Source organism: Brevundimonas sp. G8, assembly GCF_902506205.1.
GTDB lineage: Bacteria > Pseudomonadota > Alphaproteobacteria > Caulobacterales > Caulobacteraceae > Brevundimonas.
The window spans coordinates 2,888,037-2,914,675 of record NZ_LR732816.1; the positions used below are offsets into that span (position 1 = coordinate 2,888,037).

Annotated in this window: 27 protein-coding genes and 1 riboswitch; of the genes, 10 read left to right on the plus strand and 17 right to left on the minus strand. The window is 67.0% G+C overall.

The annotated features are described in order from the left end of the window. Positions 1-5: 5 nt before the first annotated feature. Both lptG and CHRYSEO8AT_RS13930 read right to left on the minus strand, forming a co-directional pair. The gene (gene lptG / locus CHRYSEO8AT_RS13925) at positions 6-1,145 is read right to left on the minus strand and encodes an LPS export ABC transporter permease LptG (RefSeq protein ID WP_236547547.1); all 1,140 of its coding nucleotides are present in this window, start codon (positions 1,143-1,145) and stop codon (positions 6-8) included. Next, complete coding sequence (locus CHRYSEO8AT_RS13930; RefSeq protein ID WP_159850968.1) at positions 1,142-2,278, minus strand: LptF/LptG family permease; 1,137 nt, start codon at positions 2,276-2,278, stop codon at positions 1,142-1,144. The genes lptG and CHRYSEO8AT_RS13930 overlap by 4 nt, the downstream gene beginning before the upstream one ends. Before the next feature lie 142 nt (positions 2,279-2,420). On the opposite strand from CHRYSEO8AT_RS13930, the gene CHRYSEO8AT_RS13935 reads away from it, so the two are divergent. From CHRYSEO8AT_RS13935 to CHRYSEO8AT_RS13950, 4 genes are all read left to right on the plus strand, one after another. Next, the gene (locus CHRYSEO8AT_RS13935) at positions 2,421-3,896 is read left to right on the plus strand and encodes a leucyl aminopeptidase (RefSeq protein WP_159850970.1); all 1,476 of its coding nucleotides are present in this window, start codon (positions 2,421-2,423) and stop codon (positions 3,894-3,896) included. A gap of 19 nt (positions 3,897-3,915) precedes the next feature. Then, positions 3,916-4,374 carry a DNA polymerase III subunit chi gene (locus CHRYSEO8AT_RS13940; protein ID WP_159850972.1) on the plus strand — a complete coding sequence of 153 codons (459 nt, stop codon included), beginning with the start codon at positions 3,916-3,918 and terminating at the stop codon, positions 4,372-4,374. Between the two features lie 77 nt (positions 4,375-4,451). Then, complete coding sequence (locus CHRYSEO8AT_RS13945; RefSeq protein WP_236547548.1) at positions 4,452-4,688, plus strand: hypothetical protein; 237 nt, start codon at positions 4,452-4,454, stop codon at positions 4,686-4,688. 16 nt (positions 4,689-4,704) lie between these two features. Then, positions 4,705-5,001 (plus strand): hemolysin, encoded by a 297-nt coding sequence (locus tag CHRYSEO8AT_RS13950; RefSeq protein WP_159850974.1) that lies wholly within the window; start codon positions 4,705-4,707, stop codon positions 4,999-5,001. Between the two features lie 3 nt (positions 5,002-5,004). On the opposite strand, the gene CHRYSEO8AT_RS13955 is transcribed toward CHRYSEO8AT_RS13950, so the two are convergent. Beyond that, complete coding sequence (locus CHRYSEO8AT_RS13955) at positions 5,005-5,931, minus strand: LysR family transcriptional regulator (protein WP_159850976.1); 927 nt, start codon at positions 5,929-5,931, stop codon at positions 5,005-5,007. Positions 5,932-6,051: 120 nt separating this feature from the next. Here CHRYSEO8AT_RS13955 and CHRYSEO8AT_RS13960 point away from each other — a divergent pair, with 120 nt between their 5' ends. Then, entirely contained in the window at positions 6,052-6,750 is a 699-nt protein-coding gene (locus tag CHRYSEO8AT_RS13960; protein ID WP_159850978.1) for a pirin family protein, read from the plus strand. A 70-nt stretch (positions 6,751-6,820) separates the two neighbouring features. Further along, positions 6,821-7,219 carry a DoxX family protein gene (locus tag CHRYSEO8AT_RS13965; protein WP_201304448.1) on the plus strand — a complete coding sequence of 133 codons (399 nt, stop codon included), beginning with the start codon at positions 6,821-6,823 and terminating at the stop codon, positions 7,217-7,219. Positions 7,220-7,270: 51 nt separating this feature from the next. On the opposite strand, the gene pip is transcribed toward CHRYSEO8AT_RS13965, so the two are convergent. The 5 genes from pip to CHRYSEO8AT_RS13990 all read right to left on the minus strand — a co-directional run bounded on the left by pip (position 7,271) and on the right by CHRYSEO8AT_RS13990 (position 12,230). Next, positions 7,271-8,245 carry a prolyl aminopeptidase gene (gene pip / locus CHRYSEO8AT_RS13970; RefSeq protein ID WP_159850982.1) on the minus strand — a complete coding sequence of 325 codons (975 nt, stop codon included), beginning with the start codon at positions 8,243-8,245 and terminating at the stop codon, positions 7,271-7,273. A gap of 32 nt (positions 8,246-8,277) precedes the next feature. After that, on the minus strand, positions 8,278-8,634 hold the full coding sequence (locus CHRYSEO8AT_RS13975; protein WP_159850984.1) for a DUF423 domain-containing protein: 357 nt from the start codon (positions 8,632-8,634) through the stop codon (positions 8,278-8,280). A 48-nt stretch (positions 8,635-8,682) separates the two neighbouring features. Further along, positions 8,683-9,288, minus strand: a complete 606-nt coding sequence (locus CHRYSEO8AT_RS13980; protein WP_159850986.1) for a hypothetical protein — start codon at positions 9,286-9,288, stop codon at positions 8,683-8,685. A 72-nt stretch (positions 9,289-9,360) separates the two neighbouring features. Continuing rightward, complete coding sequence (locus CHRYSEO8AT_RS13985; protein ID WP_159850988.1) at positions 9,361-11,955, minus strand: tipN; 2,595 nt, start codon at positions 11,953-11,955, stop codon at positions 9,361-9,363. Between the two features lie 92 nt (positions 11,956-12,047). Further along, a complete protein-coding gene (locus CHRYSEO8AT_RS13990) occupies positions 12,048-12,230 on the minus strand; it encodes a hypothetical protein (RefSeq protein ID WP_159850990.1) in 183 nt (60 codons plus the stop codon). Between the two features lie 172 nt (positions 12,231-12,402). Between CHRYSEO8AT_RS13990 and CHRYSEO8AT_RS13995 the strand changes: the two genes are divergently transcribed. Then, positions 12,403-13,881, plus strand: a complete 1,479-nt coding sequence (locus tag CHRYSEO8AT_RS13995) for a phospholipase D-like domain-containing protein (protein WP_159850992.1) — start codon at positions 12,403-12,405, stop codon at positions 13,879-13,881. On the opposite strand, the gene CHRYSEO8AT_RS14000 is transcribed toward CHRYSEO8AT_RS13995, so the two are convergent. The 5 genes from CHRYSEO8AT_RS14000 to CHRYSEO8AT_RS14020 form a co-directional block, all read right to left on the minus strand. Further along, a complete protein-coding gene (locus CHRYSEO8AT_RS14000) occupies positions 13,866-14,603 on the minus strand; it encodes an endonuclease/exonuclease/phosphatase family protein (protein WP_159850994.1) in 738 nt (245 codons plus the stop codon). The two genes, CHRYSEO8AT_RS13995 and CHRYSEO8AT_RS14000, sit on opposite strands and share 16 nt — an antisense overlap. 72 nt (positions 14,604-14,675) lie before the next feature. Further along, positions 14,676-15,353: a TPM domain-containing protein gene (locus tag CHRYSEO8AT_RS14005; RefSeq protein ID WP_236547549.1), complete on the minus strand. Its 678-nt coding sequence runs from the start codon at positions 15,351-15,353 to the stop codon at positions 14,676-14,678. Continuing rightward, positions 15,353-16,183, minus strand: coding sequence for a YgcG family protein (locus CHRYSEO8AT_RS14010; RefSeq protein ID WP_159850998.1), 831 nt, complete (start codon positions 16,181-16,183; stop codon positions 15,353-15,355). The genes CHRYSEO8AT_RS14005 and CHRYSEO8AT_RS14010 overlap by 1 nt, the downstream gene beginning before the upstream one ends. After that, positions 16,180-16,863, minus strand: a complete 684-nt coding sequence (locus tag CHRYSEO8AT_RS14015; protein WP_159851000.1) for a LemA family protein — start codon at positions 16,861-16,863, stop codon at positions 16,180-16,182. The genes CHRYSEO8AT_RS14010 and CHRYSEO8AT_RS14015 overlap by 4 nt, the downstream gene beginning before the upstream one ends. A 61-nt stretch (positions 16,864-16,924) precedes the next feature. Further along, the gene (locus CHRYSEO8AT_RS14020) at positions 16,925-17,848 is read right to left on the minus strand and encodes a bifunctional methylenetetrahydrofolate dehydrogenase/methenyltetrahydrofolate cyclohydrolase (RefSeq protein ID WP_159851002.1); all 924 of its coding nucleotides are present in this window, start codon (positions 17,846-17,848) and stop codon (positions 16,925-16,927) included. Positions 17,849-17,940: 92 nt separating this feature from the next. Here CHRYSEO8AT_RS14020 and CHRYSEO8AT_RS14025 point away from each other — a divergent pair, with 92 nt between their 5' ends. The 3 genes from CHRYSEO8AT_RS14025 (at position 17,941) to CHRYSEO8AT_RS14035 (ending at position 21,655) form a co-directional block, all read left to right on the plus strand. After that, positions 17,941-19,833 (plus strand): PPC domain-containing protein, encoded by a 1,893-nt coding sequence (locus CHRYSEO8AT_RS14025; protein WP_159851004.1) that lies wholly within the window; start codon positions 17,941-17,943, stop codon positions 19,831-19,833. 4 nt (positions 19,834-19,837) lie between these two features. Continuing rightward, the gene (gene fni, locus CHRYSEO8AT_RS14030; protein ID WP_159851006.1) at positions 19,838-20,869 is read left to right on the plus strand and encodes a type 2 isopentenyl-diphosphate Delta-isomerase; all 1,032 of its coding nucleotides are present in this window, start codon (positions 19,838-19,840) and stop codon (positions 20,867-20,869) included. A gap of 43 nt (positions 20,870-20,912) precedes the next feature. Beyond that, positions 20,913-21,056, plus strand: a riboswitch (yybP-ykoY riboswitch). Between the two features lie 26 nt (positions 21,057-21,082). Then, entirely contained in the window at positions 21,083-21,655 is a 573-nt protein-coding gene (locus CHRYSEO8AT_RS14035) for a manganese efflux pump MntP family protein (protein WP_159851019.1), read from the plus strand. Positions 21,656-21,659: 4 nt separating this feature from the next. Here the strand turns inward: CHRYSEO8AT_RS14035 and hutH are convergent, their stop codons facing one another. The 4 genes from hutH to hutG are packed head-to-tail and all read right to left on the minus strand — an operon-like array spanning position 21,660 to position 26,590. Then, a complete protein-coding gene (hutH, locus tag CHRYSEO8AT_RS14040; protein ID WP_159851021.1) occupies positions 21,660-23,186 on the minus strand; it encodes a histidine ammonia-lyase in 1,527 nt (508 codons plus the stop codon). Positions 23,187-23,211: 25 nt separating this feature from the next. Next, on the minus strand, positions 23,212-24,117 hold the full coding sequence (locus CHRYSEO8AT_RS14045) for a bile acid:sodium symporter family protein (protein WP_370514258.1): 906 nt from the start codon (positions 24,115-24,117) through the stop codon (positions 23,212-23,214). Beyond that, a complete protein-coding gene (gene hutU / locus CHRYSEO8AT_RS14050; protein WP_159851025.1) occupies positions 24,114-25,775 on the minus strand; it encodes a urocanate hydratase in 1,662 nt (553 codons plus the stop codon). Before hutU ends, CHRYSEO8AT_RS14045 begins: the two co-directional genes overlap by 4 nt. Continuing rightward, on the minus strand, positions 25,772-26,590 hold the full coding sequence (hutG, locus tag CHRYSEO8AT_RS14055) for an N-formylglutamate deformylase (protein ID WP_159851027.1): 819 nt from the start codon (positions 26,588-26,590) through the stop codon (positions 25,772-25,774). Before hutG ends, hutU begins: the two co-directional genes overlap by 4 nt. Positions 26,591-26,639 lie beyond the last annotated feature (49 nt).

The window sequence follows — 26,639 nt, forward strand, 5'->3', positions numbered from 1 at the left end:
CCCGATTAGCCGTCTTCGGTATAGAACAGCAAGGTAAAGGCTGCGAGCGCCGTCAGAACGGGTGGCAGCCACGCGGCGACAAAGGGCGCTACGACCTCGGCCGATCCCATCGCCGACGAAAACTGGTTCAGGAAAAAGAAGGCGAAACCCAGGACCACGGCGGAAACGCTCATCCGCGCCAAATCGCCCAGACGCATCAGCCGAAGCGAGAAGGCGGCGGCCAGGATCGACATGGCGGCGAACACCAAGGGCGTGGCCAGAAGCTGCTGGAAGCGCAGTCGGTAGGCCGTGGAGGTGAAGCCGGCGTTCTCGATGCGGCTGATCTGGTTGGGCAGCGACCAGAAGGGGGTCGATTGCGGCCGCGCGAAACGGTCGAAGGCCTCTTCGTCGGCCAAACTGGAGACTAGGGTCAGGCTGGAATAGGTCACGGCGCGCTGGCCGATCTGGGCGCCGACCGCGTCGGTCAACCGCCAGGCTCCCGCATTCAATGAGGCCGATTTGGCGTCGATCCGTTCCGAGAAGGTGCGGCCGCCGCCGGGCGCGGTGGTGTAGATGAAGAAGCTGACGTTCAGCAGGCGGGCGTTGGCGCGGTCCTGCTGTCCGGCGCGGATGATCATCTGACGCTGGTCGTCGCCTTCACGCAGCCAGATCGCCTCCTTGGGATCGCCGCCGGGCGCCGTGCCGGAGATTCGCGCGCGTTCGCGCTGCCACAGGCCATCGCCGGCCGAGGCCAGCGGCCCCAGCACGGTCACCGTCAGCACGCCCAGGACGAAGGCCATGCCGGCGGCTGGCAGGACGAAGCGCCAGGCGGACACGCCGGCGGCGCGCATGGCGATCAGTTCGCTGCGTCGGTTCAGGCTGATGAAGGCCGACAGGGTGCCGAACAGGAAGACGAACGGCATCAGCTGCACGATGACCGACGGCGACTTCAGCAGCACCAGACCGAAAATTCGCACGGCCGACAGGTCTTGAGCCGAGCCGACGCCGCGCGAGACCTCGACGAAGTCGATCAGCATGACCAGGGCCGAGATCACGGCCAGGGCCACGCCCAGGGACTTGAGCTGCTGGACCAGCACATAGCGTTCGATCCCGCCGAGACGGGGAATGTGCGGCGAACGACGGGCCGGCATGAGCGCGGTGGTCATGCGAACCTCGCTTTCAGGTCGCGCACAAAGAGCCAACGCTTGCTGCGTCGCGGCTTCAGCGCGCGGAACAGCACGCGCAGCGCCACCGCGATGGCGATGATGGGCACCACATATTGAAGGATGTTCATGCTGGCGTTCCAGGCGCTGGCGGCGACCAGGCCATAGCCGATGACGCGCAGCAGCAGGAACAGGCCCGCCGCCTTGGCGATCCGCAGCGTATAGCCGGTCCGGCTGAAGGCGCCGCCCAGAATGGCGGACAGGGCCAAGGCCATGGCGACTAGGGCATAGAGCGGCGACGACAGGCGCGAATGCGCCTCGGCCAGCAGTTCACCGCGCGAACCGGCGACTTCGATTACCTTGGCCGTCGGGTTCAGCAGTTGGCGCAGATAAAGGTCCGTCGGCTTGTAGCGGATCGTGTCGGTAACGCCGACGAAGGGAGCGAGCGAGAAGTCGTATCGTCCGAAAGACAGCGTCTCCAGCACGCCGCCCGAGGAATAACGCTGGGCCGAACCGTCGAGCATGGTCAGGACGGGCGTCCCGCCTGCGTCACGGCTGAACCGGGCCTCGGAGGCGTTCCAGGTGGTGACCTTCTCCTTGTCGTCCAGATAGACGAACAGGTTCTTCAGCAGGCCATTCTGTTCGATCTGCTGGACATAGACCGTAAGACCGTCCGGCCCCTGGACGAACTGGCCTTCCTCGACCAGCAGCGCGGCGAGATCGGTGCGAATGTCGAAGGCCTGACGCCGGGCTTCCTGCTGCGCCCAGGGGAGAATGAAGACGTTGACCAGCAGGGTGACCAGGGCGACCAGAACGGCGATGCGGGCGGCGGGCGAGATCAACTGCCAGCGCGTCATGCCGCCGGCGAAGGCCGCCGTCAGTTCCTGTTCGCGTTGCAACCGCGTCAGGGCGATCAGGGCGCCAACGAAAAGGCCGATGGGCAGAATCACCGACAGCAGTTGTGGCAGGGCCAGCAGGGTCAGTTTGACCATGACCCACACGCTCTGGCCCCGCTCCACGATCACCTGGAGTTGGTCGAGGCTCTGGCTCAGAATTCCGATTCCCGCCAGCGCTGCGCAGGCGGCGACCACGGGGAACAGGATCTGGCGAAAAAGGTATCTTTGAATCAGGGTCATGGGCGGTTGGACTTCGCCCGGTTGCAGGCGGCGATATTGAGGCGCATCTAGTAGCACATCAGGGCGCGTCCGCGACAAGCAGACGCGCCGTTGTCTTTTTGCCTTTGCAGACGCCGGGTGGGGCCTGGCTGGAGTTGTTTGAATGAAGATCGAGTTCGTCGCCGCCGTGGACGCCGCCGAGATTCTGGCGGTTCCCGTTTTTGAAGACCGTGCATTTTCGCCAGCTGGGTCCGCTCTGGACGCCAAGACCAGCGGCGCCTTGACCAAGGCCGCCGGCAAGGGGCGCTTCACCGGCAAGGCCGGCCAGAGCCTGAGCGTCGCCGCGCCGGCCGGCGTCAACGCCGACGCTGTGCTGCTGGTCGGCGCGGGCGCCAAGGACAAGCTGGACGACCTGGCGGTCGAGGCCTTTGGCGGAAACGCCTATGCGGCCGTGAAGTTGTCGGGGGCCGAGGTTCTGACCATCGACGCCTCCGACCTAGCGCCGGAGCAGGCCGCCCGCGTCGGCTTCGCCGCGCGTCTGGCCGCCTATCGCTTCGACAAATATCGCACGACGCAGAAGCCGGACAAGATTCCGTCGATCACGACCATCCGCGTCGTGACCTCGGACCTGCGCGCCGCCGAGGCCGCGCTGGAGCCGCTGTCGGCCGTTGCGGACGGCGTGATCTTCGCTCGCGATCTGGTCTCCGAGCCGGCCAACGTCCTTTATCCGGCAGAGTTCGCCAAGCGCGTCAAGGCGCTGGAGAGTTTGGGCCTGGAGGTCGAGATTCTCGGTGAGGCCGAGATGGAGAAGCTTGGCATGCGCACCCTACTGGGTGTCGGCCAGGGCAGCCGTCGCGAAAGCCAGCTGGCGATCATGAAATGGAACGGCGGCGAGGCGGGGGCCCAGCCGCTGGCCTTCGTCGGCAAGGGCGTCTGCTTCGACACCGGCGGCATCTCGATCAAGCCGGCCGACGGCATGGAAGACATGAAGTGGGACATGGGCGGCGCGGCCGCCGTGACCGGAACCATGATCGCCCTGGCCAGCCGCAAGGCCAAGGCGAACGTCATCGGCGTTCTGGGCCTGGTCGAGAACATGCCTGATGGCAACGCCCAGCGTCCGGGCGACGTGGTCGTGTCGATGTCGGGCCAGACGGTCGAGGTCATCAACACCGACGCCGAGGGCCGTCTCGTTCTGGCCGACGCGCTTTGGTATACGCAGCAGCGCTTCAAGCCGAAGTTCATGATCGACCTGGCGACCCTGACGGGCGCCATGATCGTGGCCCTAGGCCTGGATTATGCCGGTGTGTTCTCGAACTCCGACGACGTGGCCGATCCGATCCTGGCGGCGTCGAAGAAGGTTGGCGAGAACTTCTGGCGCATGCCGATCCCGGCCATCTATGAGCAGCACATCGATTCCAAGATCGCCGACGTGAAGAACACTGGCAACGGCCGCGCCGGGGGTTCGATCACCGCCGCCCTGTTCCTGCAACGCTTCACCAACGGCGTGCCGTGGGCGCATCTGGACATCGCGCCGACCGCCTGGGCCAACAAGAGCCCCAGCCCCACCGTGCCCGAAGGCGGCGTCGGCTTCGCCGTGCGCACGCTGGATCGCATGGTCGCCGACGCTTACGAAGCCTGATCGCCGAGGATAGAGCCGGGTGAGCGGCAAGCCCGAAATCTGGTTCTACCACCTGGAGCGGTCGACGCTGGATCAGGTGCTGCCGACCCTGCTCGAAAAGACGATCGAGCGGGGTTGGCGGGCGCTGATCAAGTCGTCGCATTCGCATCGGCTGGACGAGGTCGACGAGACGCTGTGGACGTTTCGCGACGAGAGTTTCCTGCCGCACGGTCGGGCGGATCAGCCCAATGCCGATCGTCAGCCTGTGCTGTTGAGCGAATCGGGAGAGAACCTGAACGGTGCTCAGGCGCTGTTCATAGTCGACGACGCAGAACTGGGCGCGACGGAAGGGTTCGCACGATGCTTCATTATTTTCGACGGTCGGGACGAACCGGCGTTGCAGCACGCGCGCGGACGCTGGAAGGCGCTGAAGGACACGGGCGCGAACCTGGCCTACTGGCGTCAGACCGACGAAGGGCGCTGGGAAAAGGCGGCCTGATCGGGCTGGTTCTGCTTGCGGGCTGTTCGACGCCTGTCGCCGATGCGCCTGCCCCGCGCATCATCGAACAGGCCCAGATGAATCCGCCCGTCGGCAGCCGTATGCCGACCGCACAGACCGACGACGTCTGCAAAGCGGGCGAGATGCAGTATCTCGTCGGCAGGTCTCGCACCGAAATCCCGGTTCCGGTGGACGTGGTGAACCGACGCGTGACCTGCACCACCTGCCCGGTCACCCACGACTTCTCAGCCTATCGGCTGAACATTCTGTACAATGAACAAACTGGCGTCATCGAACAGGTCCGCTGCGGCTGACGCGAAGGAGAAGACCATGAAGATCATCGTGAGCACCCTGATGGCGGCCAGCGCATTGGCGTTGTCGGCCTGTGCGCCGACGCAAACCGCCGAGCCTGCGCCGGGTTCGGAAACCGCCTTCAAGGCCTGCAGGGTCGAAGACTACCAGAGCTATGTCGGGCGCAACCGCTCGACCATCCCCACGGCGCCTGAGGGCCAGACCTTCCGCGTCCTGTGCACCACCTGCGCGGCGACGATGGACTATCGCGAGAACCGCGTGAACTTCGTCTATGACGAGGCGACCAGCATCGTGCGCGAAGTGAAGTGCGGCTGACGCTCAGCGCCCCACCGTATCGCCGGGCCACAGCGGGCCGCTGAACTTCTCCGCCAGATAATCCATAAAGGCCGTGACCCGAGCGGGTCGCGGCCCGCCGCTGGGGGCCACCAGATGCAGCGCGATGGGTGGTAGGCGCCAGTCGGTCATCACCGTCTCCAGACAGCCGTCGGCGACGTCCTTCCAGTAGATGAAGTCCGGCTGGGGGAAGAGGCCCAGCCCTGCACACAGCGAAGCGGTCAGGGCGTCGGAGTTGTTGGCCCTCAGCGGCCCCCGAGGATGCACGACGACCTCTTCGCCCGCATCATTCCTGAACCGCCAGGTGTCGGGGCTGGGCATATAGGCGTAGCCGAGGCAGGCGTGACGGGCCAGATCGTCGGGGTGGGTCGGGCGACCACGCTGTTCCAGATAGGACGGCGAGGCCACCAGGGCGCGCGCCACCGGCCGCAGCTTGCGCGCCGTCAGCGAGGAATCCGCCAGGGCCGCGATCCTCAGCGCGCAGTCGAACCCGCCGCCGACCAGATCGATCACCTCGTCCGACAGATGCAGGTCAATCGACACGTCCGGGTGGGTGGCCAGAAACTCGGGCAGGGCAGGCGCGACATAGGCCATGCCGAACGACATGGGCGCTGCCAGCCGCACCAGGCCACGCGGGGTCACGGACATGTCCAGCGCCTCGGACACCGCGCCCTCGGCCTCGGCCAGCATATGGGCGGCGCGGGCGGCCAGGGTGCGGCCCGCATCCGTCAGGGAGAACCGGCGCGACGTGCGGTGCAATAGTGTGGTGCGAAGTCGCTGCTCCAGTCGCGTCACCGCCTTGGACACGGTGGCCTTGGACAGGCCCAGGGTCTCGGCCGCGCCGGAGAAGGACTGGCTGTCGGCGACCTTGGCGAAGATGGCCAGGGCTTCGAGGTCGGGCAGGCGGGACATGGGCGGCTCTGCGTCCTGAAACGATGAGTTTCGGTTGTTTCTATTTCTGATCGGTCGCTGATCTCTATCTTGGCGTCAAGCAAAGGCGTCGGACGGTTTCGACGCGAAAGGACGAGTTCAATGATCGAGCGCAGACCGTTTGAATCCCTTGGCGGCGCCAACCACGGCTGGCTGAACGCCAAACACCATTTCTCCTTCGCCGACTACTATGATCCCAGGCGGATGAGCTGGGGCAATCTGCGGGTCTGGAACGACGACGAGATCGCCGCCGGCTCGGGCTTTCCGCCGCATCCGCACGCCGACATGGAGATCATCACCTACGTCCGCGACGGGGCCATCACCCATGAGGACAGCCTGGGCAACAAGGGCCGCACGGTCGCCGGCGATGTGCAGGTGATGAGCGCGGGCACTGGCATCCGCCACGCCGAATATAATGCCGAGCCGGACCTGACCCGGATATTCCAGATCTGGATCGAGCCGACCAGGCGCGGCGAGGCGCCCAGCTGGGGCTCCAAACCCTTCCCGAAGGGCGAGCGGTCCGGTCAGTTCGTGGTCCTGGCGTCCGGCTTTGACGGCGATGATGACGCCCTGCCGATCCGCACTGATGCGCGGATCGTGGCGGCGACGCTGAAGGCTGGCGACAGCGCCGCCTATCCTCTCGGCGCGACCCGTCGGGCCTATCTGGTTCCGGCCAAGGGCGAGGTTGAGGTCAACGGCGTCAAGCTGAACGCTCGCGACGGCGCGGCTATCGCCCAGGAGGATGTCGTGACGGTCAAGGCGTTGTCGGACGCAGAAATCGTGCTGGTGGACGCGGCCTGAATTTAGGATCAAGCTTCACGGTCGGACCTGATCCGACCGTGAAGTCTGCACCGACAACTGAGGAATGAGAATGTTCAATCAAGTGAATGGCTGGTCTTCTCGCGCGCTGGCGGCGCTGAGGATCGTGGCCGGCCTGCTGTTCCTGGCGCATGGCGTCGTCAAGGTGTTCGGCTTTCCTGCCGGGGCCGAGCCGGGCCAGCAGGAGCTGCTGTCGCTGTTCGGCATCGGCGGCCTGATCGAACTGGTTACCGGCCTTCTGCTGATCCTGGGCCTGTTCACCCGTCCGGCTGCGTTGATCGCCTCGGGCCAGATGGCGGTGGCCTACTGGATGTTCCACTTCCCCAGCAGCCCTTATCCAGCGGTGAACGGCGGCGATGCGGCCATCCTGTTCTGCTTCGTCTTCCTCTACATCTTCACGGCCGGTCCTGGCGCGTGGAGCATCGACGACCGCAACGAAAGACGCTTCTGACGTCGGTATGACAAAGGCCGCCGCGCTATCTGGCGCGGCGGCCTTTCGTGCTTAAAGGGTCGCGGCCCAGTCGGCGGCGCGGACCAGGCTGTCGACGATGCCTGGCTCGGACGAGGCGTGACCGGCGTCGCCGACGATGTCCAGATGGGCCTCGGGCCAGGCGCGGTGCAGCGCCCAGGCGCCTGAGATCGGCGTCACCACGTCGAACCGCCCCTGGGCGATCCAGCAGGGGATGTGGCGCATCCGATCCACGTTCTTCAGCAGCCAGCCGTCCTCCTCGAAGAAGCCGGCATTTGTGAAGAACCAGTTCTCGATTCGGGCGAAGGCGACGGCGAAGTCAGGCTCCGCGAACTTGGCCGGCCGGGCGTTCGGGCCCTCGACGCTGACCGTCTCGCCTTCCCAGCTGGACCAGGCGACGGCGCAGCGTTCGCGCTCGGCCACGTCGTCGCCGATCAGGCGCTTGTAGTAGGCGGCCATGAGGTCGCCGCGCTCCGCCTCGGGAATGGGACCGACGAAACGCTCCCAGGCGTCGGGGAAGATCATCGAGGCGCCGTCCTGATAGAACCAATGCAGCTCCTTCTTGGTCAGCAGGAAGATTCCCCGCAGCAGCAGGGCGATGACCCGTTCAGGGTGGGTGATGGCGTAGGCCATCGACAGGGTCGAACCCCAGGAACCGCCGAACACCACCCATTTGTCGATGCCGCACAACACGCGCAGACGCTCGATGTCGTCGATCAGGGTCCAGGTGGTGTTGTCCTCCAGCGAAGCGTGAGGTCGTGACAGACCACAACCGCGCTGGTCGAACATGATGATGCGATAGACGGCCGGGTCGAAGAAACGCCGCATGCCAGGGTTCACTGCACCGCCCGGTCCGCCGTGCAGCACCAGGACAGGCAGGCCCTGAGGATTGCCGGATTCCTCGTAATAGATTTCGTGCACGCCCTCGGTCGTCATCCAGCCCGAGGCGTAGGATTCGATCTCGGGGTGGAGCACACGACGCGGCTCGGCGGGCGTAGGGAAGGCCATGGAGGGACGGTCTTTCTGCGAGAACGAAGCGATTAGGAACGAAGCGCGGCGATGGCCAGGCAGACCCAGCCGGCGATCATCAGCAGTCCGCCGATGGGGGCGACGGCGCCGAAGGCCGGGGCGCCGAGAAAGGCGATCAGCGCCAGGGACAGAGAGAAGACCAGCCCCCCGAGCGCGCCCAGCCATCCGGCCAGACGCGCGAACCGACCGCCCGCGACCCATTGGGCGCAACCGAAGGCGAAGACGGCGTGAACCAGTTGATACTGGCCGCCGGTGGTCAGGAGGGGCTTCACCTGTGGCCCCGCGCCATGAGCGGCGAAGGCGCCCAGGGCTATGGCCAGGGCGCCGTTCAGGGCGGCGAGGAGGGTCAGGTTGCGACTCACGATCATTCGGGAACCCTAGACCGGCGAATCCTGAATGTCTGCGACCCGAAAGGGTTAACCAGCGCGAGGCAGGGGCGTCAGATGGCTGGCCATCGCGGAAGCGGCGGCCTTGATGCCCTTGCGTACCGCAGCCTCGTTGGCGGGAGCAGGCGCGCGCAACAGACCGATGGACGGCGTCAGCGGCCCGTCCGGCAGGTCGGACAGGACGCGATAGAGAAGATAGGATCCGACGTCTTCCTCGACCTCGGACGTGGCGTCGGCTTCGAGGCCTGCGGCGTTCAGGGCGCGCACCATGTCAGCGACGGGAGCCGTGGTGCGTGCAATGCCGGGGCCGGTGCGCGACAGGCGGTCCTTGTAGTCCAAGGTCCGGTTCTCGGCGCGCATCTGGACGCGGAAGCCGTCGCCCTTTTGCGTGCGTCCAACCAGCAAGACGGCACGACATTCGCCGCTGCCCAGGCGGGCGGCCAGGGTCGAGGCCAGAACATCGGGATCGGCGGCGGCGATGGGGACAGACCGCGCGCCGATGGGGCTCCAGATTTCGCCGGACAGGTCCTCGACCAGATCCCAGCCTTCGTCCTCGCCGTCATAGGCGCAGATGATGATGCCGGGCCGGCGGTCGGCGCTCACAGGGCCGTCGATATCGTTCATCGTGCCGGCCATAGCCCAATCCATGACAGTTCGGTGACGCGCAGGAGGCTGTAACTTGCCAGCATCGTCAAGCCCTGTTGATCCTTAACCCAGGTCGCCCACGGCCGCATCAAGCAACATGAAGGCGCGCCCACTGTCGGACGCCAAGCTGCTTTGGACGGCCGCGCTGTCGCCGGCGCGGGCCGAGGCCGAAAGCATCACGGCGAAGTTGCGGACGTAGCGTTCGGCATCGACCCTCAGTTCGGCGTCGCTGAGAACGCGGCGTGAGACGCTGCGCACGGCGGCGGGGGCGACGCGGCGCACGATCTGGCGCGCGGCGTCGGGATCGCCCTTGCTGATCGCGCGGGCCGCTTCTTCGACGCGCGAGCGGGGCAGTAGAGCGTTGGGATCCACGCCCATGCGGCGGATCGCGGCGGCGACGCGGTCGGACAGCGCCTCGGCCTCGGCGGGCGAGGGGGAGGGGGTGTCCAGCTCCAGCGGGGCCTCATCGTCGTCATTGCCGGATACCAGATCGCTCCAGTCCAGACGGTCGTCCGAGGCCGGGCGCGGCGTGTCGGCCGGCTCCAGGCGAAGGCGGCTGCGCAGACCGAACTTGCGTTCTTCGACGGGCGGCGGGCTAGAACGAGAGGCGCGGGGGTCGGGGCGAGGCTCAGGTTCGGGCGTCGGCTCGCGACGGCGGGCCGGAGAGGCGTCGCCCGACACCACGCCCATCAGGCGCACGGCCTCGGTCAGCATGTCGTGGTTGCGGCGCACCCGTTCCTGGAAACCGACGTCCAGCGCCTCGGTGTCCTCGGCGGCCTTGCGTGAGGCGGCGGACAGGGAAGCCAGGCCGTCCTCGACCGTGGCACGCACCGCGTCTGCGCGAGCGCGGGCTTCCTGAGGCAGGCGCGAGGCGCGTTCGTCGATGTCGGCGACGGCGGTGTCGATTTCGGACAAGGCCGAGTTGAGGCGCCCGACCAGCGTCTCTAGGCGATTGACCATCCGCTCGCCGGCCTCATCCACCAGGCCTGAGGTTTCGCCGACGATGCGACGGGCGTCCGCGATACGGGCGTCGGCGGCCTGATCGGCCTTCTGGGCGGCGTCGAACAGGGATTCGCCCAGTCGGTCCGTGCGCAGCCGAGCCTGTTCTGCGGCGTCGGCGGCTGCGGCGCGGGAATCCTCGGCCGTGGCGCGCATCTGCTCCAGCGCGCGGCGGGTTTCTTCCATCAGGGCGTCACGGGCCTCGGCGGCCAGGGCCTCGAACCGATCCAAGGCGACCTTGGTGGCGGAATCGAAGCCGTCGGCCTCGCGTTGCGACATGTCCACCAGGGCGCGGAATTGGTCGGCGGCGGCCTCGACCAGATCGCGCATCGACTCGACCGAGGTCTGGGACGTGCGGTCCAGGTCGCCGGCGGCGGTTCGGGTGGCGGACAGGTGTTCGATCAACTGGGCGCGCTGGCTTTCGACCTGGGCGGAGAAGTCCTCCTGATCGGTGCGCAGGGCGTAGGCGGCGGTGACCAGGGCGGCGCGCTGCTGGCCCAGGCCTTCCTCGACCGACTGAATCTGTTCGGCGACGCCCGAGCCGGCGTTTTCCAGACGAATGGTCTGGCGCGCCAGATCGTCGGAGGCGACGCGGGCCGCATCCTGGGCCTCGCCGGCGGCGGCGGCGAGATCGGCGGCGCGGGCGGCCAGCGCCGCCTCGGCTTCACGAAGTTGCGCCTGGGCCAGGTCGGAGGCGTCGGCGACCATTCGCGACTGGCGTTCGACCGCATCGATTACGCCGGACGCCTGGGTGTCCAGATGAAGGCCCAGAGTCTGCATCTGGTCGCGCTCACGCCCCAGGTTTTCGGTCAGGCGCCGTGCGGTGCGGCCGGCGTTCTCCGCCGCCTCGTTCAGACGCGTGGTTTCCTCGGCCAGGGCCTCACGCAACATGGACATGTCGTTGCGGGCGCGTTCGGCGGCCAGGGCGGCGTGATCGATGTCGGCGCGCAGCGATTGCAGGACTTCGCCGGTCTGTTGGGCGGCGAGGGCCGTGGGGGCGACCAGGGCTTCGGCCAGTTGCCGGGCGCGGCGGGTCTCGGCGGCCAGACCCGCGCCTTGACGCACGGCATGGGCCAGCATGATCGCCAGGCCGGCGGGGGCCAAGGCGATCAGGGCGTAGATGGCGATCCGCAACGGATCCAGCTCCGCTCCGCCGGCGCCGAACTCATAGGCGGCCCAGGAAGCGACGCCGCCGATCCACAGGGCGGAGGCGATGCCGGCGATCAGATAGGCGTGACGGCCGGACGGTTCGGCTTGGGTCTTGGTCGCGACGGTCTTAACCACGGGCGGCTTGGACAGTTCGAAGGTGGCGGGCGGCTTTCCTGCGGCAACGGCCATTTCGACGGCGGCTGTCGATTCCGGCATCGGCTCGGCGGTCAGTTCAGGCGCGACGACCGAGGCCGGTTCGGCGATGGGGCCGCGCGCAGCGGCCTCGGCGCGTTCCTGGGCCAGGCGTTGCTCTTCCAGCAGGCGACGGCGACGGCGCTCGGACATCGGCGGCTCGAACGTCGGCTGAATGATCTCCGGCTCGGGTTCGGGGATCGGTTCGAGCTCGGGCGTCGTGTCGTCCGACAACGACTCGTCGGCAGTCGACAGTTCGACGGGGATTTCGACCTCGTCGTCGGTCAGCTTCAGCGGCGGCCGTTTGGGAGACTTCATCAGCTCTAAAACTCGATCTCTACGCGGGCGCCCGACAACGCCTAAGAAACCCTAGAGCATGATTGGTTCGGACGGAACCGACTCGAATGCGATCAGCAGTCGCGCTTGGTTTCCGACAGAACGGCCGAGGACGGTGCGGCCTCGCGGCATTCGACGACACGGCGGACTTCGCGGTCGGAATGCGACGGGGTGTGGGTGTCGACGCCGAACTGGGACAGGACGGCGGCGGCCAGAAGCGCGATGAAGCCGGCGATCAGTTCGACCAGCGCCTGCATTCCACCCTCCCTCGCGGCCAGAATGGCCACGCTCCTTATGCGCCAAATCGACGAACGTCACAATCCCGCCTTCAACGCCCACCCCTTCAAAGATTGACCCCGCGCGAACTGCATGGAACGGAGGCAGGAGGCGCTCCGACACCGTGTCACGCGAATCAGGCAGATGGGTCGCATGACGCAGAGCGGCGACAGTTACGAAGGCAGTTTGCTGGAGCCCGGTCCGGGGCTGTGGACCGTGGCGGTCGCCAATCGCTTTTCCGTGCTGATGGAGAACGAGGCCTATTTCGACGCCCTGTCATCGGCTTTGCAGAAGGCGGAACGCTCCATCGTGCTGCTGGGCTGGCAGTTCGATCCCCGCACCCATCTGGATCCCGAAACCCGGCCCGGCGACAAATCAGCCGAGATCGGTCGCCAGTTGCGCATGATGGTCAAGAAGAAGCCCGACCTGGACGTGCGGTTGCTGATCTGGAAATCGCCGCTGCTGATTGCGGCGTCGCAGGGCTTTTATCCACACCGGGCGCAACGCTGGTTCCGCAAGCGGATGGTGGAGTTCCGGCTGGATTCGCCTGGACCGATCGGCGCCTGCCATCACCAGAAGGTGGTGGTGATCGACGATAAGGTGGCCTTCTGCGGCGGGGGTGACATCTCTACCGACCGTTGGGATTCCGACGAGCATCTGGACGGCGACCCGCGTCGCGCCCTGCCCAGCGGTCTGATTTGCAAGGCCCGGCACGAGGTGATGAGCGTGATGGACGGCCCGGCGGCGCGAGCCCTGGGCGATCTGGCGCGCGAACGCTGGTTCAAGGCGACGTGGGAACGGACGACCCCGGACGAGGTCGAGGGCGACCCCTGGCCCGACGGCGTGCCCGTGCAGATCACCGACGTGCCCGTCGGCATCGCCCGCACCGAGCCCAAATGGTCGGGCCGGCACGAGGTGCGCGAGAGCGAGGCCTTGCACCTGGAGGCCATTCGCCGGGCCAAGCGTCTGATCTATTTCGAGAACCAGTATTTCACATCGCCCGTTATCGCCGCGGCCCTGGCTGAAAGGCTGGCCGAGGTGGACGGGCCGCAGGTGATCGTCATATCGACGGCGAAAAGCCCAAGCTGGTTCGACAGCCTGACCATGGACACGGCGCGGGCCGAGGTCCTGTATCGGCTGGAGCAGGCAGACACCTATAACCGCTTCTTCGCCTTCGCGCCCCTGACCGAACATGGCGACCGGATCATCGTGCACGCCAAGGTGACGATCATCGACGACCGGCTGCTGAGGATCGGATCCACGAACCTGAATAATCGATCGATGGGCTTGGACACCGAGTGCGACATCGCCGCCGAGCCGACGGATGAGGCCGGGCGGGCCGTGATCACCGCCCATCGCCATCGCACCATCGCCCACTGGCTGGGCGTTGCGACCCAAGATTATGCGGCGGTCGAGGGGGTGTTCGGCTCGGTCGGCCAGGCGATCTGCAGCTTCGAGACGGATCGGCTGAAGCCGTTGGGATCGAACCCGCCGACGCGTATCCAGCGGATGTTCGCGGAATGGCAGTTGGGCGACCCCACCTCCTCGACCGACGCCTGGCGGCCGTGGAAGCGGCTGAACAGGTCTCAACGCACCCGTCCCGCGTCCGAGGGCGGTCAAGCGCCAGGTTGAACCACCTCGAAGTCGATGATCAGCGGCAGATGGTCCGAGGCCACTCGCGCCAGGGGCGAGAAGGCCGACCGCACCGCACGGATGCGGATCTCTGAGCTGACGAAACAGTGGTCGATGCGGATGGCGGGGAAGGCCGAGGGGAAGGTCTTGACGCTGGGCTTCAGGCCCAGCTGACGCTGACAGTCCTGAAGGCTTCGGCATAGGGTCTGATAGGGGCGGGTGATGGAGGTGGCGTTGAAATCGCCCGCCAGCAGGGTCGGACCCGTGCAGCCGCCGACCCAGCCGGCGCCGGCCAGGGCCGCCGCCTGAAGTCGCTGCTCGCGCGGCACCAAGCCCAGGTGGGTGTTCAGGACGTTGATTGCGGTACCGTCGATCTCGATCTCGGACCAGATGGCGCCGCGTGGCTCCAGGCCCGGAATGCCGGACACGGTGGGCAGGGCGCCGGCGCGGATCAGCCGTTCGGGATGCGGCGTCAGGATGGCGTCGCCGTACTGTTCGGTCTCGACCCGCATCGCTGGATGGAAACGCGAAGTCATGGCTAGGCCCGTGGCGATGGCCTGGGCCTGATCTACCCCACCAGTGCGGGCGCGCCCTACGTCCAGTTCCTGGAGACAGACGATGTCCGGCTCGTATTCGCCGATGACGGCGACGATCCGGCCGACGTCCAGTCGACGATCGGTGCCGACGCAGCGGTGGACATTATAGGTGAGAAGGCGAGGCATGGGTTTGCGGCTATATGAGCGTTGACCGTGGGCTAGGCCTTCTGGCGCGCGATTGCGACCCCGATACGACGATCAGAGCAGGATCAGGTGATCAGGCAGTTCGTTGGGATTGTCGGGGCGCGGCGGGAAGTGTCGGGCCAACACCTGTCCGCACAGGTCGATGGCCGCCGCGAATCCCTCAACCGGACGGTCGGCGCGCAGTTCGCGGGTCAGGACGGCGACGGCCTGGGCCCAGGCGTCCTCGTCCACCTTGGCGTAGATGCCTTCGTCCGCGATCAGTTCGACCTGCTGTTCGTCCAGGGCCGCAAAGATCAGGACGCCGGTGCGTTTCTCGGTGACATGGACGCCGTGCGCGAGGAACTGCTGCAAGGCGGCCTCTCGGACGCGGCCGCGTCGGATCGCGGCGGGCGTCGCCAGGCGGCGAACGGCGGGTATGCGGGTCAGCAGAAAGACGCCGACGAACACCAGCGCTTGCGACAGGGCGTAGAGGGCCAGGGCCTGGCCGGTGGTCGCTGCCTGTGCGGCCTCATGCGCAGCTTCCCACCCATCGCCGGGCCAGCGGAAATCCAGCACGAACGGAATGAAGACAATGGGCGCAAGAAGCGCCATCGCCGCCGCCCAGGCCAGGCTGACATCGACATAGGCGGACACGCGTCGCGACACGACGCAGAAAATTTCGCCCGACGTCTGTTGCTCGGCCGCCGAGATGGCCTCGGCGATCCGGGCGCGGTCGCTGTCCGTGATCTGCATCACCATCCCCCCGAGGCGCCGCCGCCGCCAAAACTGCCGCCTCCGCCGCCGAATCCACCCCCGCCGCCGCCAAAGCCGCCGCCACCGCCCCAACCGCCGCCGCCACGCCCCGAGCTTCGCAGCGCTTCGGAAGCGGCCCACAGCAGCACGGATCCGACGTTGCTGCGCCGCCCGCGCCCGGATCGCATGGCGATCAGGAACATGAACAGGAAGATGGCCGCGATGATGACGATCGGGACGATGGCCTCGCCCTTGGTCTCCTGTTGTTGAGCCGCAGCCGCCTGGGCGCGCGCCTGAGCCTCTGCGGGATCGAGCGACAGCTGCGCGATCAGGGCGTCCACGCCCCTGACCACGCCCGCCTGGTAATCGCCGTCGCGGAACGACGGCAAGATATCGTCGCGAATGACTTGGGACGAGAAGGCGTCGGTCAGAATCGGCTCGAGCCCATATCCGACCTCGACGCGGACCTTGCGTTCGTTCGGCGCGACGATCAGCAGGGCGCCGTTGTCGTTTTCCTTCTGGCCGATGCCCCAGGTGCGACCCAGCTGATAGCCGTAATCCTCGATCTCCTGCTCGTGAAGGCTGTTGACGGTCACGACGACAAGCTGGTCGGTGCTGCTGGCCTCCAGCGCCGCCAGCTTTTCCGTCAGAGCCTGTTCGGTCGCGGGATCGAGCAAATTGGCCTGATCGACCACTCTGCCGGTCAGGGGCGGGAAGTCGATTTTGGTTTGGGCTGCGGACGGCTGGACGAAAAGCAGCGCAGCGATCAGGCCCAAAAGGAGGACGGCGAGGCCCGGTTGACGCCGCGCCGCCACTTGAAGGCCTGTCACTGGGCGGGCGGGGTCGCGCCCGGCACCACAGCCGGTGCACCGCCGCCGGGCGCCGAGGCGTTGGCGGGCGGGGCGTTCAGGTTGAAGTTGACCTGGGGCGCCGACTGGGCGGCGGCGGCGGCGGTGAACAACTGCATCGGCTGCGATCCGCCATGCATGGTCTTGGCCCAGATCACCTGCGGGAAGGTGCGCAGCGTGGTGTTGTAGTCGCGGACAGCCTCGTTGTAGTCGCGGCGCGAGATGGCGATGCGGTTCTCGGTGCCTTCCAGCTGCGACTGCAAGGTCAGGAAGTTCTGGTTAGCCTGAAGCTGGGGATAGGCTTCGACCGTGACCAGCAGGCGCGACAGGGCGCCGGACAGTTGGCCCTGAGCCTCCTGATACTGCTGGAAGGCCTGCGGGTTGTTCAGGTCTTCGGCCGAGACGTTGACCGAGGTGGCGCGGGCGCGGGCGTTGATCACGTCCGTCAGGGTGGTGCGTTCCTGTATCGCGGCGCCCTGAACGGTGGCGACCAGATTGGGAACCAGGTCTGCGCGGCGCTGATACTGGCTCTGCACGTCCGCCCAAGCCGCCTCGGCGCGTTCCTGCTTGGTCGGAATGGTGTTGTAGCCGCAGCCCGCGACGGCGGGGACGATCATCAGAGCGCCGGTCAGAGCGACGGCGCGAGCGTTGAAGCGGACCATGACATCTCCCAGTCGGCGATAGCGCCGTGGAGTGGGACTATTCACCGGCCCAATAAATGCATCAAGCGTCCAATGGCTCCGGTTCGATATTGTTGATGCGGCAGGCCGCCGAATAGGTGTTGGCCAGCAGACAGCCGATGGTCATGGGGCCGACGCCGCCCGGAACCGGGGTGATGCGACCCGCGACCTCGACCGCCTCCTTGAATGCGACATCGCCGACGACGCGGGTCTTGCCCTCGGCCGCCTTAACCGGATCGGCGGAGGGGACGCGGTTGATGCCCACGTCGATGACGGTCGCGCCCGGCTTGATCCAGTCGCCCTTGATCATCTCGGGACGACCGACGGCGGCGACCAGGATGTCGGCGCGGCGGCACACCTCGGGCAGGTCGCGTGTGCGGGAATGGGCGACGGTGACGGTGCAGCTTTCGCCGAGCAGAAGCTGGGCCATCGGCTTGCCGACGATGTTGGAGCGGCCGACGATCACGGCGTTCAGACCCGACAGGTCGCCCAACTGATCCTTGAGCAGCATCAGACAGCCCAGCGGGGTGCAGGGGACCAGGCCCGGCAGGCCGACGGCCAGACGACCGGCGTTGACGACGTGGAAGCCATCCACATCCTTGTCCGGGGAAATGGCGTCCAGCACGACCGAGGCGTCGATGTGGGCGGGCAGGGGAAGTTGCACCAGGATGCCGTGGATGCCCGGGTCTGCATTCAACTGGGCGATCAGGGCCAGCAGTTCGTCCTGGCTGGTCGTATCGGCCAAGCGGTGGGTGTCGGACCGCATCCCGGCGCGCAGGGTCGTCTCGCCCTTGTTGCGCACATAGATCTGGCTGGCGGGATCTTCACCGACGATGACGACGGCCAGGCCAGGTTTGACGCCGTGTGCCGCCTCCAGTCGGGCGACGGCCGCGCCGACGCGCTCCACCAGGGCGACCGAAAAGGCCTTGCCGTCGATCAGGGTCGCAGGCGTGGATTGGGCCGACATGGCAGCTCCGTCTGGCGGGAAATCAGGATGGCGGCGATTTACAGCCGTCACGGTTCGGCGTCTATGATCCCCGTCCACTACTGGAGGAATTCATGAATCGTCCGTCTCTTGCCGCCGCTGTCAGCACCGTCGCCCTTCTGTGGGCCGCCGCGCCGGCTTTGGCCCAGGACGCCCAGCCCTTGCGGATCGGCGCGACGGTCAACGGCGCCCTGACGGATGCAGACGGCAAGGCGGCGGACGACGAATATCGTTATGACGACTATCGGTTCGACGCGCGGGCGGGCCAGCGTCTGGAGGCCATTCTGAGGTCCGACGCCTTCGATGCGTTTCTGGCGGTCTATGCGGAAGGCGCCGAGGGTGAGCCGCTGGCGACCGACGACGACGGGCTGGAAGAAGGCACGGATGCCCGGCTGCGCTTCACGCCCGAGCGGGCCGGCGCCTATGTCCTGCGGGCCAGGACGCTGAGCGGGCTGGACGGCGGCGACTATCGCCTGTCGTTGCAGGAACGGGCGGCCGCCCCGCGTGCGCCGCGACCCAGCGGCATTCGCCTGGGCGCGACCCAGAGCGGCGAACTGACCGCTCGCGATCCCGAGCAGGAGGACGGCGGCCGCTATGACGCCTACGCCTTCCGGGCCAACGCCGGGGACCGGTTCGTCGTGACCCTGGAGTCCAGCGCCTTCGATCCTCTGGTGCGAGTCGGGCGGATGAATGGTCCCGATTTCGTCGAGATCAGCTCCAACGACGATGCGCCTGGCGGCGGGCTGAACTCGCGCCTGACCTTTACGGCGCCGACGGCCGGCGAATACATCATCCGCGCAACCTCGCTGGAAGACGGCCTGGGTCGGTATGAGGTGGGTCTGGCCGAGGCTCCGCCCGCCCCGCCGTCCAAGCCGATCGCCGTGGGCGACGAGATCAAGGGCGAGCTAGGTTCGGACAGCGCCACCAACGACAACGGCCAGCGCGCCGAGACCTATCGCTTCACCGGCACGAACGGCCAGCGCGTCGCCATCGAGATGAAGTCCAGCGACTTCGACGCCTATCTGACCCTGCGTCGCGCGTCGGACGATTCCATGCTGGCCGAGGATGACGACGGGGCCGGATCGGGCACCGATTCCCGTATCGCCCGCACCCTGGACGCCGATGGCGACTATATCATCGAGGCGCGCGGCTTCAGCGACGAGGCCGAAGGCGACTATACGCTGAAGCTGACCGAAACCGCTCCGCCGCCTCCGCCTACGGCGGCGACTTTCGGAGAGAAGGTCGAGGGCGAGATCACGGACGAGGACCCCCAAGGCGACGACGGCAAACGCTATGACGCCTATGTCTTCACCGGGACGGAGGGACAGCGCGTCCAGGCGATCCTGCGCTCGGGCGATTTCGACGCCTATCTGGAGATCGGCGAGGCTGGCGATACTTTCGAGGCTCTGGCCAGCGACGACGACGGCCTGGCGGAAGGCACGGATTCGCGCCTGAACTTCACACTGCCGTCGGCCGGCGATTATGTGGTGCGGGCCTCGCCGCTGAGCGCGGACGGCAAGGGGCTGTATTCACTCGAACTGCTGGATCGCGGGCCTGAACCCAAGCCGGGCAGTCTTCTAGTTGGCGGGACCGTGCGCGGAACCCTGTCCAACAGTGCGGCTCTGAGCGACGAAGGCGCCTATTTCGACGCCTATCGGTTCCAGGCCAAGAAGGACGAAAAGCTGCGGATCACTATGGTCTCGAACGCTTTCGATTCGTTCATCGACCTGGGCCGGCTTGATGACGACGGCGACTTCACCAGCCTGGCCACCGACGACGATGGTCTGTCGGACGCCCACGCAAAGCTGGATTGGACCGCGCCGGACGACGGCTGGTATCTGGTGCGCGCCCGCGCCTATGGGCCCAACCAGACCGGCGCCTATGCCCTGACGGTCGAGCGCCAGCCGGCTGGCGCTTCGACCGCCGCCCACAATGAGGCGCCTGTCGTCGTCGTAGCGCCGAAATAGGGCGGTGACCGACACCGCTCCGCCGAACCGCAAGGACCAGCACCTGGACGTGGTGCTGGCCGGTCGCGGGCGGCATGCGCGCGACGCCGGCTTCGACCGGGTGCATTTCGTCCATGAGGCCTTGCCCGACCTCGATCACGACAAGATCGATCTCGGCGCCGACTTCCTGGGGCGGCGGCTGAAGTCGCCGTTGCTGATCAGCGCCATGACCGGCGGCCCGACGCGGGCCGAGGCGATCAATGCGCGCCTGGCCGAGGCGGCCCAGCATCTGGGCATCGCCTTGGCAGTTGGCTCCCAGCGCGCCGCGGTCGAGGGTGGAGCGGCAGGCGGCCTGGACCGGACGCTGCGTCGTCGGGCGCCTGACACCTTCATCCTGTCCAACATCGGGGCCGCCCAGCTGACGCGCGGCTTCGGCCTGGACGAGGCTCGGCGGGCGGTCGAGATGATCGACGCCGACGCCCTGGTCGTTCACCTCAACCCGTTGCAGGAGGCGTGTCAGCCTGAGGGCGACCGCGACTGGTGGGGCGTCGGGGCGGCGCTGGAGGCTCTGGTCCTTAAGCTGGAGGTTCCGGTCGTCGTCAAGGAGACCGGCGCGGGCCTGTCTGGACGCACGGCGCGGCGGCTGGTGGACATGGGCGTGGCCGCCGTGGACGTCGCAGGCGCCGGCGGCTCCAACTGGGGACTGGTCGAGGGCGAGCGCGCCGTCGATCCGGCGGAAAAGGCCCATGCCGCCGTCTTCTCCGACTGGGGCACGCCCACGGCCCATGCGCTGGTGGACGTCAGGCGCGCCTGCCCGGAGGCCGCCATCATCGGATCGGGCGGTGTTCGCAACGGGCTGGACGTCGCCAAGGCGATTCGTCTCGGTGCCGACGTGGCGGGGCAGGCGGCGGGGGTGCTGGCGGCGGCGACCATCTCGACTGATGCCGTCGTGGATCACTTTCAACTGGTCATCCGACAACTGAGAACCGTCTGTTTCTGCACCAACTCCGCCAATCTGGCGGCCCTGAGACGGGCGCCGCTGCATCCCTTCGATTGATCTGCGCGGTTGCCAATCCATTGGCGCCGTGTGTAGAGGACCGCCTCCTGTTGGGGAGTAGCTTCCGGCTTCAGCGTCGGGATCGTGTCAACATACTCGCGTTTCGACGCGTGGCGCGATCAGCGGACCATCACCGCCTAGCGAGACCAGCGCGTTCCACCGCCGCACCGGCCGGAGTGGAACCGCTGTCTTGCGTCCGGTCGAGTGCAGTCCATGACCCCAGGAACAATCGCCATCCTGTCCCTCAGCATGTCCACGGACGCCTTTGCGGCCGCCGTCGGACGCGGGGCCTCGCATCGACCGGCCGTCAAGGACGCCATCAAGGCCGGTCTGGTCTTCGGCGTCATCGAGGCGATCACGCCTCTGATCGGCTGGGGACTGGGCATTATTGCCGCAGGCCTGGTCGAGAAGGTGGACCACTGGATCGCGTTCACGCTTCTGCTGATCGTCGGCGGCAAGATGATCTGGGAAGGCGCCAAGCCGCGCGATGCGCAAGACGACGCTGCGCCGCGCCGGTCCGGCCCTTGGGCCCTCATCGCCACCGCCGTCGGCACCAGCATCGACGCGGCGGCCGTCGGCGTGGGTCTGGCCTTCATCGGCGTGAACATCTGGGTGATCGCCGCCTCAATCGGCTTCACCACCTTCGTCCTGACGACCATCGGCATGCTGATCGGCAAGGCTGTGGGAACCCGTTTCGGCAAGACCGCGGAGATCATCGGCGGCGTCGCCCTGATCGGCTTGGGCACGACGATCCTGCTGGAGCACCTGGGTATTCTCGGCGGCTAAGCCGTCAGGCCGAGGGCAGAAGGTCCGCGGCGAAGGCCCGATAGCGACCGGCGCGCACGCCGTCTGTCGCGCGAGCGATGTCGGGTGCGAAATAGTGGTCGCTGGTATAGGGGGCGGCTGCCTCTCGCACGATGGCGAAAACCTGTTCCAGGGCGGGGGAGCTGGTCAGCGGGCGATGGAATTCCAGACCCTGCGCCGCCGCCAGAAGTTCGATGCCGACGACCGTCGCCGCGTTCTCGGCCATGTCCAGCAGGCGGCGCGCGCCGTGGGTGGCCATGGAGACGTGGTCTTCCTGATTGGCGCTGGTGGGCACCGTGTCCACGCTGCAAGGATGGGCGACCATCCGGTTCTCGGCGATCAGCGCGGCGGCGGTCACCTGAGCGATCATGAAGCCCGAGTTCAGGCCGCTTTCCTTGACCAGGAAGGCCGGCAGTTCGCTCATCTTCGGGTCGACCAGGATCGATGTGCGGCGTTCCGAGATATTGCCGATCTCGCACAGGGCCATGGCGACCTGATCGGCTGCAAAAGCAACGGGTTCGGCATGGAAGTTGCCACCCGAGATGACGTCGCCGTCTTCGATGAAGACCAGAGGATTGTCGGTCACGGCGTTGGCCTCGCGCTCCAGTGTGGCGGCGGCAGTGTTCAGCACATCCAGAATTGCGCCCATGACTTGGGGTTGGCAGCGCAGAGAATAGGGGTCCTGCACCTTGGCGCAGTCGTCGCGGTGGCTGTCGCGGATGGCTGAGCCGATCATCAGGTCGCGAAGGCGGCCGGCGACGGCGATCTGACCCGGTTGGCCACGCAGGGCATGGATGCGCGGATCGAACGGGGCGTCGGAACCTTTCAGCGCATCGACCGACAAGGCCCCGGCCGCGATCCCGGCGGCGAAGACCGCCTCGGCCGCGAATAGACCCGCCAGCGCCAGCGCCGTCGAACACTGCGTGCCGTTCAACAAAGCCAGGCCTTCCTTGGGGCCGAGCGTCAGGGGCGTCAGGCCGATCTTGGCCAGGGCCGCTTCGGCCTCCAGCGTCTCGCCGTTCAGCCGCGCCTCGCCCACGCCGATCAGGACGCAGGACATATGGGCCAGCGGGGCCAGGTCGCCCGAGGCGCCGACCGATCCCTTGGACGGGATGCAGGGCAGGACGTCTGCGTTGACGAGAGCGATCAGCGCCTCCAGCGTCTCTCGACGGATGCCCGACGCGCCGCGCGACAGGCTAGCGATCTTCAGCACCATCAACAGGCGCGTCACCGCGTCGGGCAGCAGCGGCCCGACGCCGCAGGCATGGCTGAGCACCAGATTGCGCTGCAGCGTCTCCAGATCACCCGGCGCGATGGAGGTATTGGCCAGCAGGCCAAAGCCGGTATTGACGCCATAGACGGTGCGGCCCTGGGCCACGATGTCGGCGATCACGGCCGCGCCCCGGTCCACGTCGGTCCAGGCGGTCGGCGCTAGTTCGACCGTGACAGGGCCGTCGAGGACCGCGCGCAACTGGGCGAGGGTGAGGGGGGATTGGCCGAGGGTGAGGGTCATGTCTGCTTCTTTTTCTGTCTGCGGCTCAGCCGGGCCGCCGTGAGATCCACAGGCCGAACAGCGCCGCGATCGGGAACATCAGCACCCCATAGACCGCCGCCGGCAGCGACATTTCCGGCTGCTGCAACACGCCCTGGGCAATGACGATGGCGAGGGTGGCGTTGTGGATGCCGACCTCGAAGGCGCTGGCCACCGCTTGGCTTTTCTCGATCTTCAGCAGGCGCGGAACCACGTAGCCGACCGTCAGGCTGAGGACACAGAAGGCGATGGCGATCCCGCCGAGCAGCAGGACGTTGGCCGCCAGCAGATCAAAGCTGCTGGCCGCCGCTCCCACGATCACCAGGACAAGGATCGCCACCGAGGCGATACGGACGGGCTTGTCCATCGCGCTGGCGAAGCCCGGCTTCAGCGCCCGCACGGTCATGCCCAGCGCCACCGGCACGAGAACGATCAGGAACACCTCCAGCGTCTTGCGGAACTGCAGGCCAACGCTGAGGTCGCCGGGCTGGAACCAGGCGATGGCCAGGTTGGTGATGACCGGCAAAGTCACGACGGCGATCACCGAATTGATCGCCGTCAGCGAGATGTTCAAAGCCACGTCGCCTCGAAACAGGTGGCTGTATAGGTTGGCCGTCGTGCCGCCGGGCGAGGCCGCCAGCAGCAACATTCCGACCGCCAGGATCGGCGGCAGGCGGAACAGAAGCACCAGGGCGAAACAGATGGCCGGCAGCACCAGCAACTGACAGCCCAGGGCGACGGCGGCAGCCCTGGGCTGTTTGGCCACGCGCACGAAGTCGGCGGGCGTCAGATCCAGCCCGAGGCCGAACATGATGATCCCCAGGGCCAGAGGCAGGGCGACGGCGGCGAATTCCATGCGGCTTTCCTCGAAGGCGGGGGCGTGCTGTTGATCAGCCCTGAAACACTGGATCAGGCAAGGCTGGGAAGGTTCAGTTCGTGCTCACGAGCGGCGGCTTTGGCGATGTCGTATCCGGCGTCTGCGTGGCGCATGACGCCGGTGGCCGGGTCGTTCCACAGCACCCGCTCCAGCCGTCTGGCGGCCTCCGGCGTGCCGTCGGCGACGATGACGACGCCCGAATGCTGGGAATAGCCCATTCCGACCCCACCGCCGTGGTGCAGCGACACCCAGCTTGCGCCCGAGGCCGTGTTCAGCAGGGCGTTCAACAGGGGCCAGTCTGACACCGCGTCCGAGCCGTCCATCATGGCCTCGGTCTCGCGGTTTGGGCTGGCGACCGATCCGCTGTCCAGATGATCGCGGCCGATGACTATAGGCCCCGACAGTTCGCCCGAGGCCACCATCTCGTTGAACATCAGTCCTGCGCGGTGGCGATCACCCAATCCGATCCAGCAGATACGGGCCGGAAGTCCCTGGAATGCAATGCGCTCGCTCGCCATATCTAGCCAGCGGTGCAGGCCTGCGTTGTCGGGGAACAGCCGCTTTATGGCCGCGTCGGTCTTTCGGATATCATCTGGATCGCCGGTCAGGGCGGCCCAGCGGAAAGGTCCGACCCCGCGGCAGAACAGCGGACGGATATAGGCGGGCACGAAGCCGGGAAAATCGAAGGCGTTGGTCACGCCCGCGTCGAATGCGACCTGGCGGATGTTGTTGCCATAGTCGGTCGTCGGCACGCCCATCGCCTGGAAGGCCAGCATCGCCTTGACGTGTTCGACGATGGAGGTGCGCGCGGCGGCGGCGACGCTGTCAGGATCGCTGACGCGTTTGTCTTCCCATTCGGCGACGGTCCAGCCGGAGGGCAGATAGCCATTGATCAGATCGTGGGCGCTGGTCTGGTCGGTGACCAGGTCGGGAAGGACGCCGCGTCTGACCATCTCAGGTAACACATCCGCAGCATTGCCCAACAGGCCGACAGATATAGGGTTTTCTGTTCGCCCGGCGTCTTCGATCAGAGCCAGCGCCTCGTTCAGCGTCTCGGCCATGACGTCGAGGTAGCGGGTCTTCAGCCGCATCTCGATCCGGCTGCGCTGGCATTCGATGGCGAGGCAGGAGGCGCCGGCCATGGTCGCCGCGAGCGTCTGGGCGCCGCCCATGCCGCCCAGGCCCGCCGTCAGGATCCATTTGCCCGACCAGTCGCCGCCATAGTGCTGGCGGCCGGCCTCCATGAAGGTCTCATAGGTGCCTTGGACGATGCCTTGGGTGCCGATGTAGATCCACGACCCGGCCGTCATCTGGCCGTACATCATCAGGCCCTTGCGATCGAGTTCGTTGAAATGCTCCCAGGTCGCCCATTTGGGCACCAGGTTGGAGTTGGCGATCAGGACGCGCGGAGCGTCGGCGTGGGTGCGGAAGACGCCGACAGGCTTGCCCGACTGAACCAGCAGGGTCTCGTCGGCCTCAAGCGCTTGCAAGGTTTCAACGATCTTGTCGAACGCCACCCAGTCACGCGCCGCCTTGCCGATGCCGCCATAGACGACCAGGTCCTGAGGCCGCTCGGCCACTTCTGGGTCGAGGTTGTTCATCAGCATGCGCATGGCGGCTTCGGCCGCCCACGTCTTGGCGGTCTTGTCCGGCCCGCGCGGGCTGCGAACGATCCGGGCGTTGGGCGTGTTCATCTTTGGCTCTCCGCGAAGTCGATGCAGGCGGTCAGGACGCGGTGCAGATGCCTCCGCATCGGCTCGGCGCGTTCGGGTTCGTAGGCGCTAGGCCAGTTGTCCGGCGACACGGGGCCTGATGGATCGAGGATGTAGCCCCGGTCCGCCAGTTCCATCTGGATGGCGTGGACGCCGGTCTCGGGCCGGCCATAGTGGCGCGTGGTCCAGCCGCCCTTGAAGCGGCCGTTGACGACCAGGCTGGCGCCACTGACGGCGCAGGCGGCCTCCACGGCCTGGGTCAGGTCTCCGGCGCAGGTCACGCCGTCGTTGTCGCCGATGTTGAACTGAGGCAGTTCGCCCTCGAACAGGCGCGGCACGACGGACCGGATGGAATGGGCGTCGTAGAGGACGACCGGGCCGTAGCTGCGCAGCCGGTCCAACTGGGATTGCAGGGCGGCATGATAGGGATCGAACCATGTCGCGCGTCGCTCGGCGATCTCGGCCGCATCGGGCTCCTGGCCCGCCCGATACAGCGGCTCGCCGTCGAAGGTCTCGGTCGGGCACAGGCCGGTCGTCGTCATCCCGGGATAGAGGGAGACGCCCGACGGATCGCGGTTCACGTCGATGACGCTGCGGGACACGCCGGTGCGTACCAAGGTCGCGCCCATGTCGATGGCGAAGTCGTACAGCCGATCCACCCACCAGTCCGCGTCCTTGCGGGCCAGCCAAGGCGAGGTCATCCGCGCCTCGATGGCGGCCGGAATGTCGGTCCCCGTGTGCGGCAGGCCAATCACCAAGGGCGCCGAACCCTCATGCACGGTCAGCCAGTCCTGCATCCGTTCAGCCTCCCTCGCCAAATCGATCCATCGTGGTATGTCTAGACAT

Bases quoted from the DNA above. Each gene is read 5' to 3' on its own strand.
- lptG (WP_236547547.1), bottom strand. From the start codon at position 1,145: ATGACCACCGCGCTCATGCCGGCCCGTCGTTCGCCGCACATTCCCCGT.
- CHRYSEO8AT_RS13930 (WP_159850968.1), bottom strand. From the start codon at position 2,278: ATGACCCTGATTCAAAGATACCTTTTTCGCCAGATCCTGTTCCCCGTG.
- CHRYSEO8AT_RS13935 (WP_159850970.1), top strand. From the start codon at position 2,421: ATGAAGATCGAGTTCGTCGCCGCCGTGGACGCCGCCGAGATTCTGGCG.
- CHRYSEO8AT_RS13945 (WP_236547548.1), top strand. From the start codon at position 4,452: ATGAATCCGCCCGTCGGCAGCCGTATGCCGACCGCACAGACCGACGAC.
- CHRYSEO8AT_RS13950 (WP_159850974.1), top strand. From the start codon at position 4,705: ATGAAGATCATCGTGAGCACCCTGATGGCGGCCAGCGCATTGGCGTTG.
- CHRYSEO8AT_RS13955 (WP_159850976.1), bottom strand. From the start codon at position 5,931: ATGTCCCGCCTGCCCGACCTCGAAGCCCTGGCCATCTTCGCCAAGGTC.
- CHRYSEO8AT_RS13960 (WP_159850978.1), top strand. From the start codon at position 6,052: ATGATCGAGCGCAGACCGTTTGAATCCCTTGGCGGCGCCAACCACGGC.
- CHRYSEO8AT_RS13965 (WP_201304448.1), top strand. From the start codon at position 6,821: ATGTTCAATCAAGTGAATGGCTGGTCTTCTCGCGCGCTGGCGGCGCTG.
- pip (WP_159850982.1), bottom strand. From the start codon at position 8,245: ATGGCCTTCCCTACGCCCGCCGAGCCGCGTCGTGTGCTCCACCCCGAG.
- CHRYSEO8AT_RS13975 (WP_159850984.1), bottom strand. From the start codon at position 8,634: ATGATCGTGAGTCGCAACCTGACCCTCCTCGCCGCCCTGAACGGCGCC.
- CHRYSEO8AT_RS13980 (WP_159850986.1), bottom strand. From the start codon at position 9,288: ATGGCCGGCACGATGAACGATATCGACGGCCCTGTGAGCGCCGACCGC.
- CHRYSEO8AT_RS13985 (WP_159850988.1), bottom strand. From the start codon at position 11,955: ATGAAGTCTCCCAAACGGCCGCCGCTGAAGCTGACCGACGACGAGGTC.
- CHRYSEO8AT_RS13990 (WP_159850990.1), bottom strand. From the start codon at position 12,230: ATGCAGGCGCTGGTCGAACTGATCGCCGGCTTCATCGCGCTTCTGGCC.
- CHRYSEO8AT_RS13995 (WP_159850992.1), top strand. From the start codon at position 12,403: ATGACGCAGAGCGGCGACAGTTACGAAGGCAGTTTGCTGGAGCCCGGT.
- CHRYSEO8AT_RS14000 (WP_159850994.1), bottom strand. From the start codon at position 14,603: ATGCCTCGCCTTCTCACCTATAATGTCCACCGCTGCGTCGGCACCGAT.
- CHRYSEO8AT_RS14005 (WP_236547549.1), bottom strand. From the start codon at position 15,353: ATGCAGATCACGGACAGCGACCGCGCCCGGATCGCCGAGGCCATCTCG.
- CHRYSEO8AT_RS14015 (WP_159851000.1), bottom strand. From the start codon at position 16,863: ATGGTCCGCTTCAACGCTCGCGCCGTCGCTCTGACCGGCGCTCTGATG.
- CHRYSEO8AT_RS14020 (WP_159851002.1), bottom strand. From the start codon at position 17,848: ATGTCGGCCCAATCCACGCCTGCGACCCTGATCGACGGCAAGGCCTTT.
- CHRYSEO8AT_RS14025 (WP_159851004.1), top strand. From the start codon at position 17,941: ATGAATCGTCCGTCTCTTGCCGCCGCTGTCAGCACCGTCGCCCTTCTG.
- CHRYSEO8AT_RS14035 (WP_159851019.1), top strand. From the start codon at position 21,083: ATGACCCCAGGAACAATCGCCATCCTGTCCCTCAGCATGTCCACGGAC.
- hutH (WP_159851021.1), bottom strand. From the start codon at position 23,186: ATGACCCTCACCCTCGGCCAATCCCCCCTCACCCTCGCCCAGTTGCGC.
- hutU (WP_159851025.1), bottom strand. From the start codon at position 25,775: ATGAACACGCCCAACGCCCGGATCGTTCGCAGCCCGCGCGGGCCGGAC.
- hutG (WP_159851027.1), bottom strand. From the start codon at position 26,590: ATGCAGGACTGGCTGACCGTGCATGAGGGTTCGGCGCCCTTGGTGATT.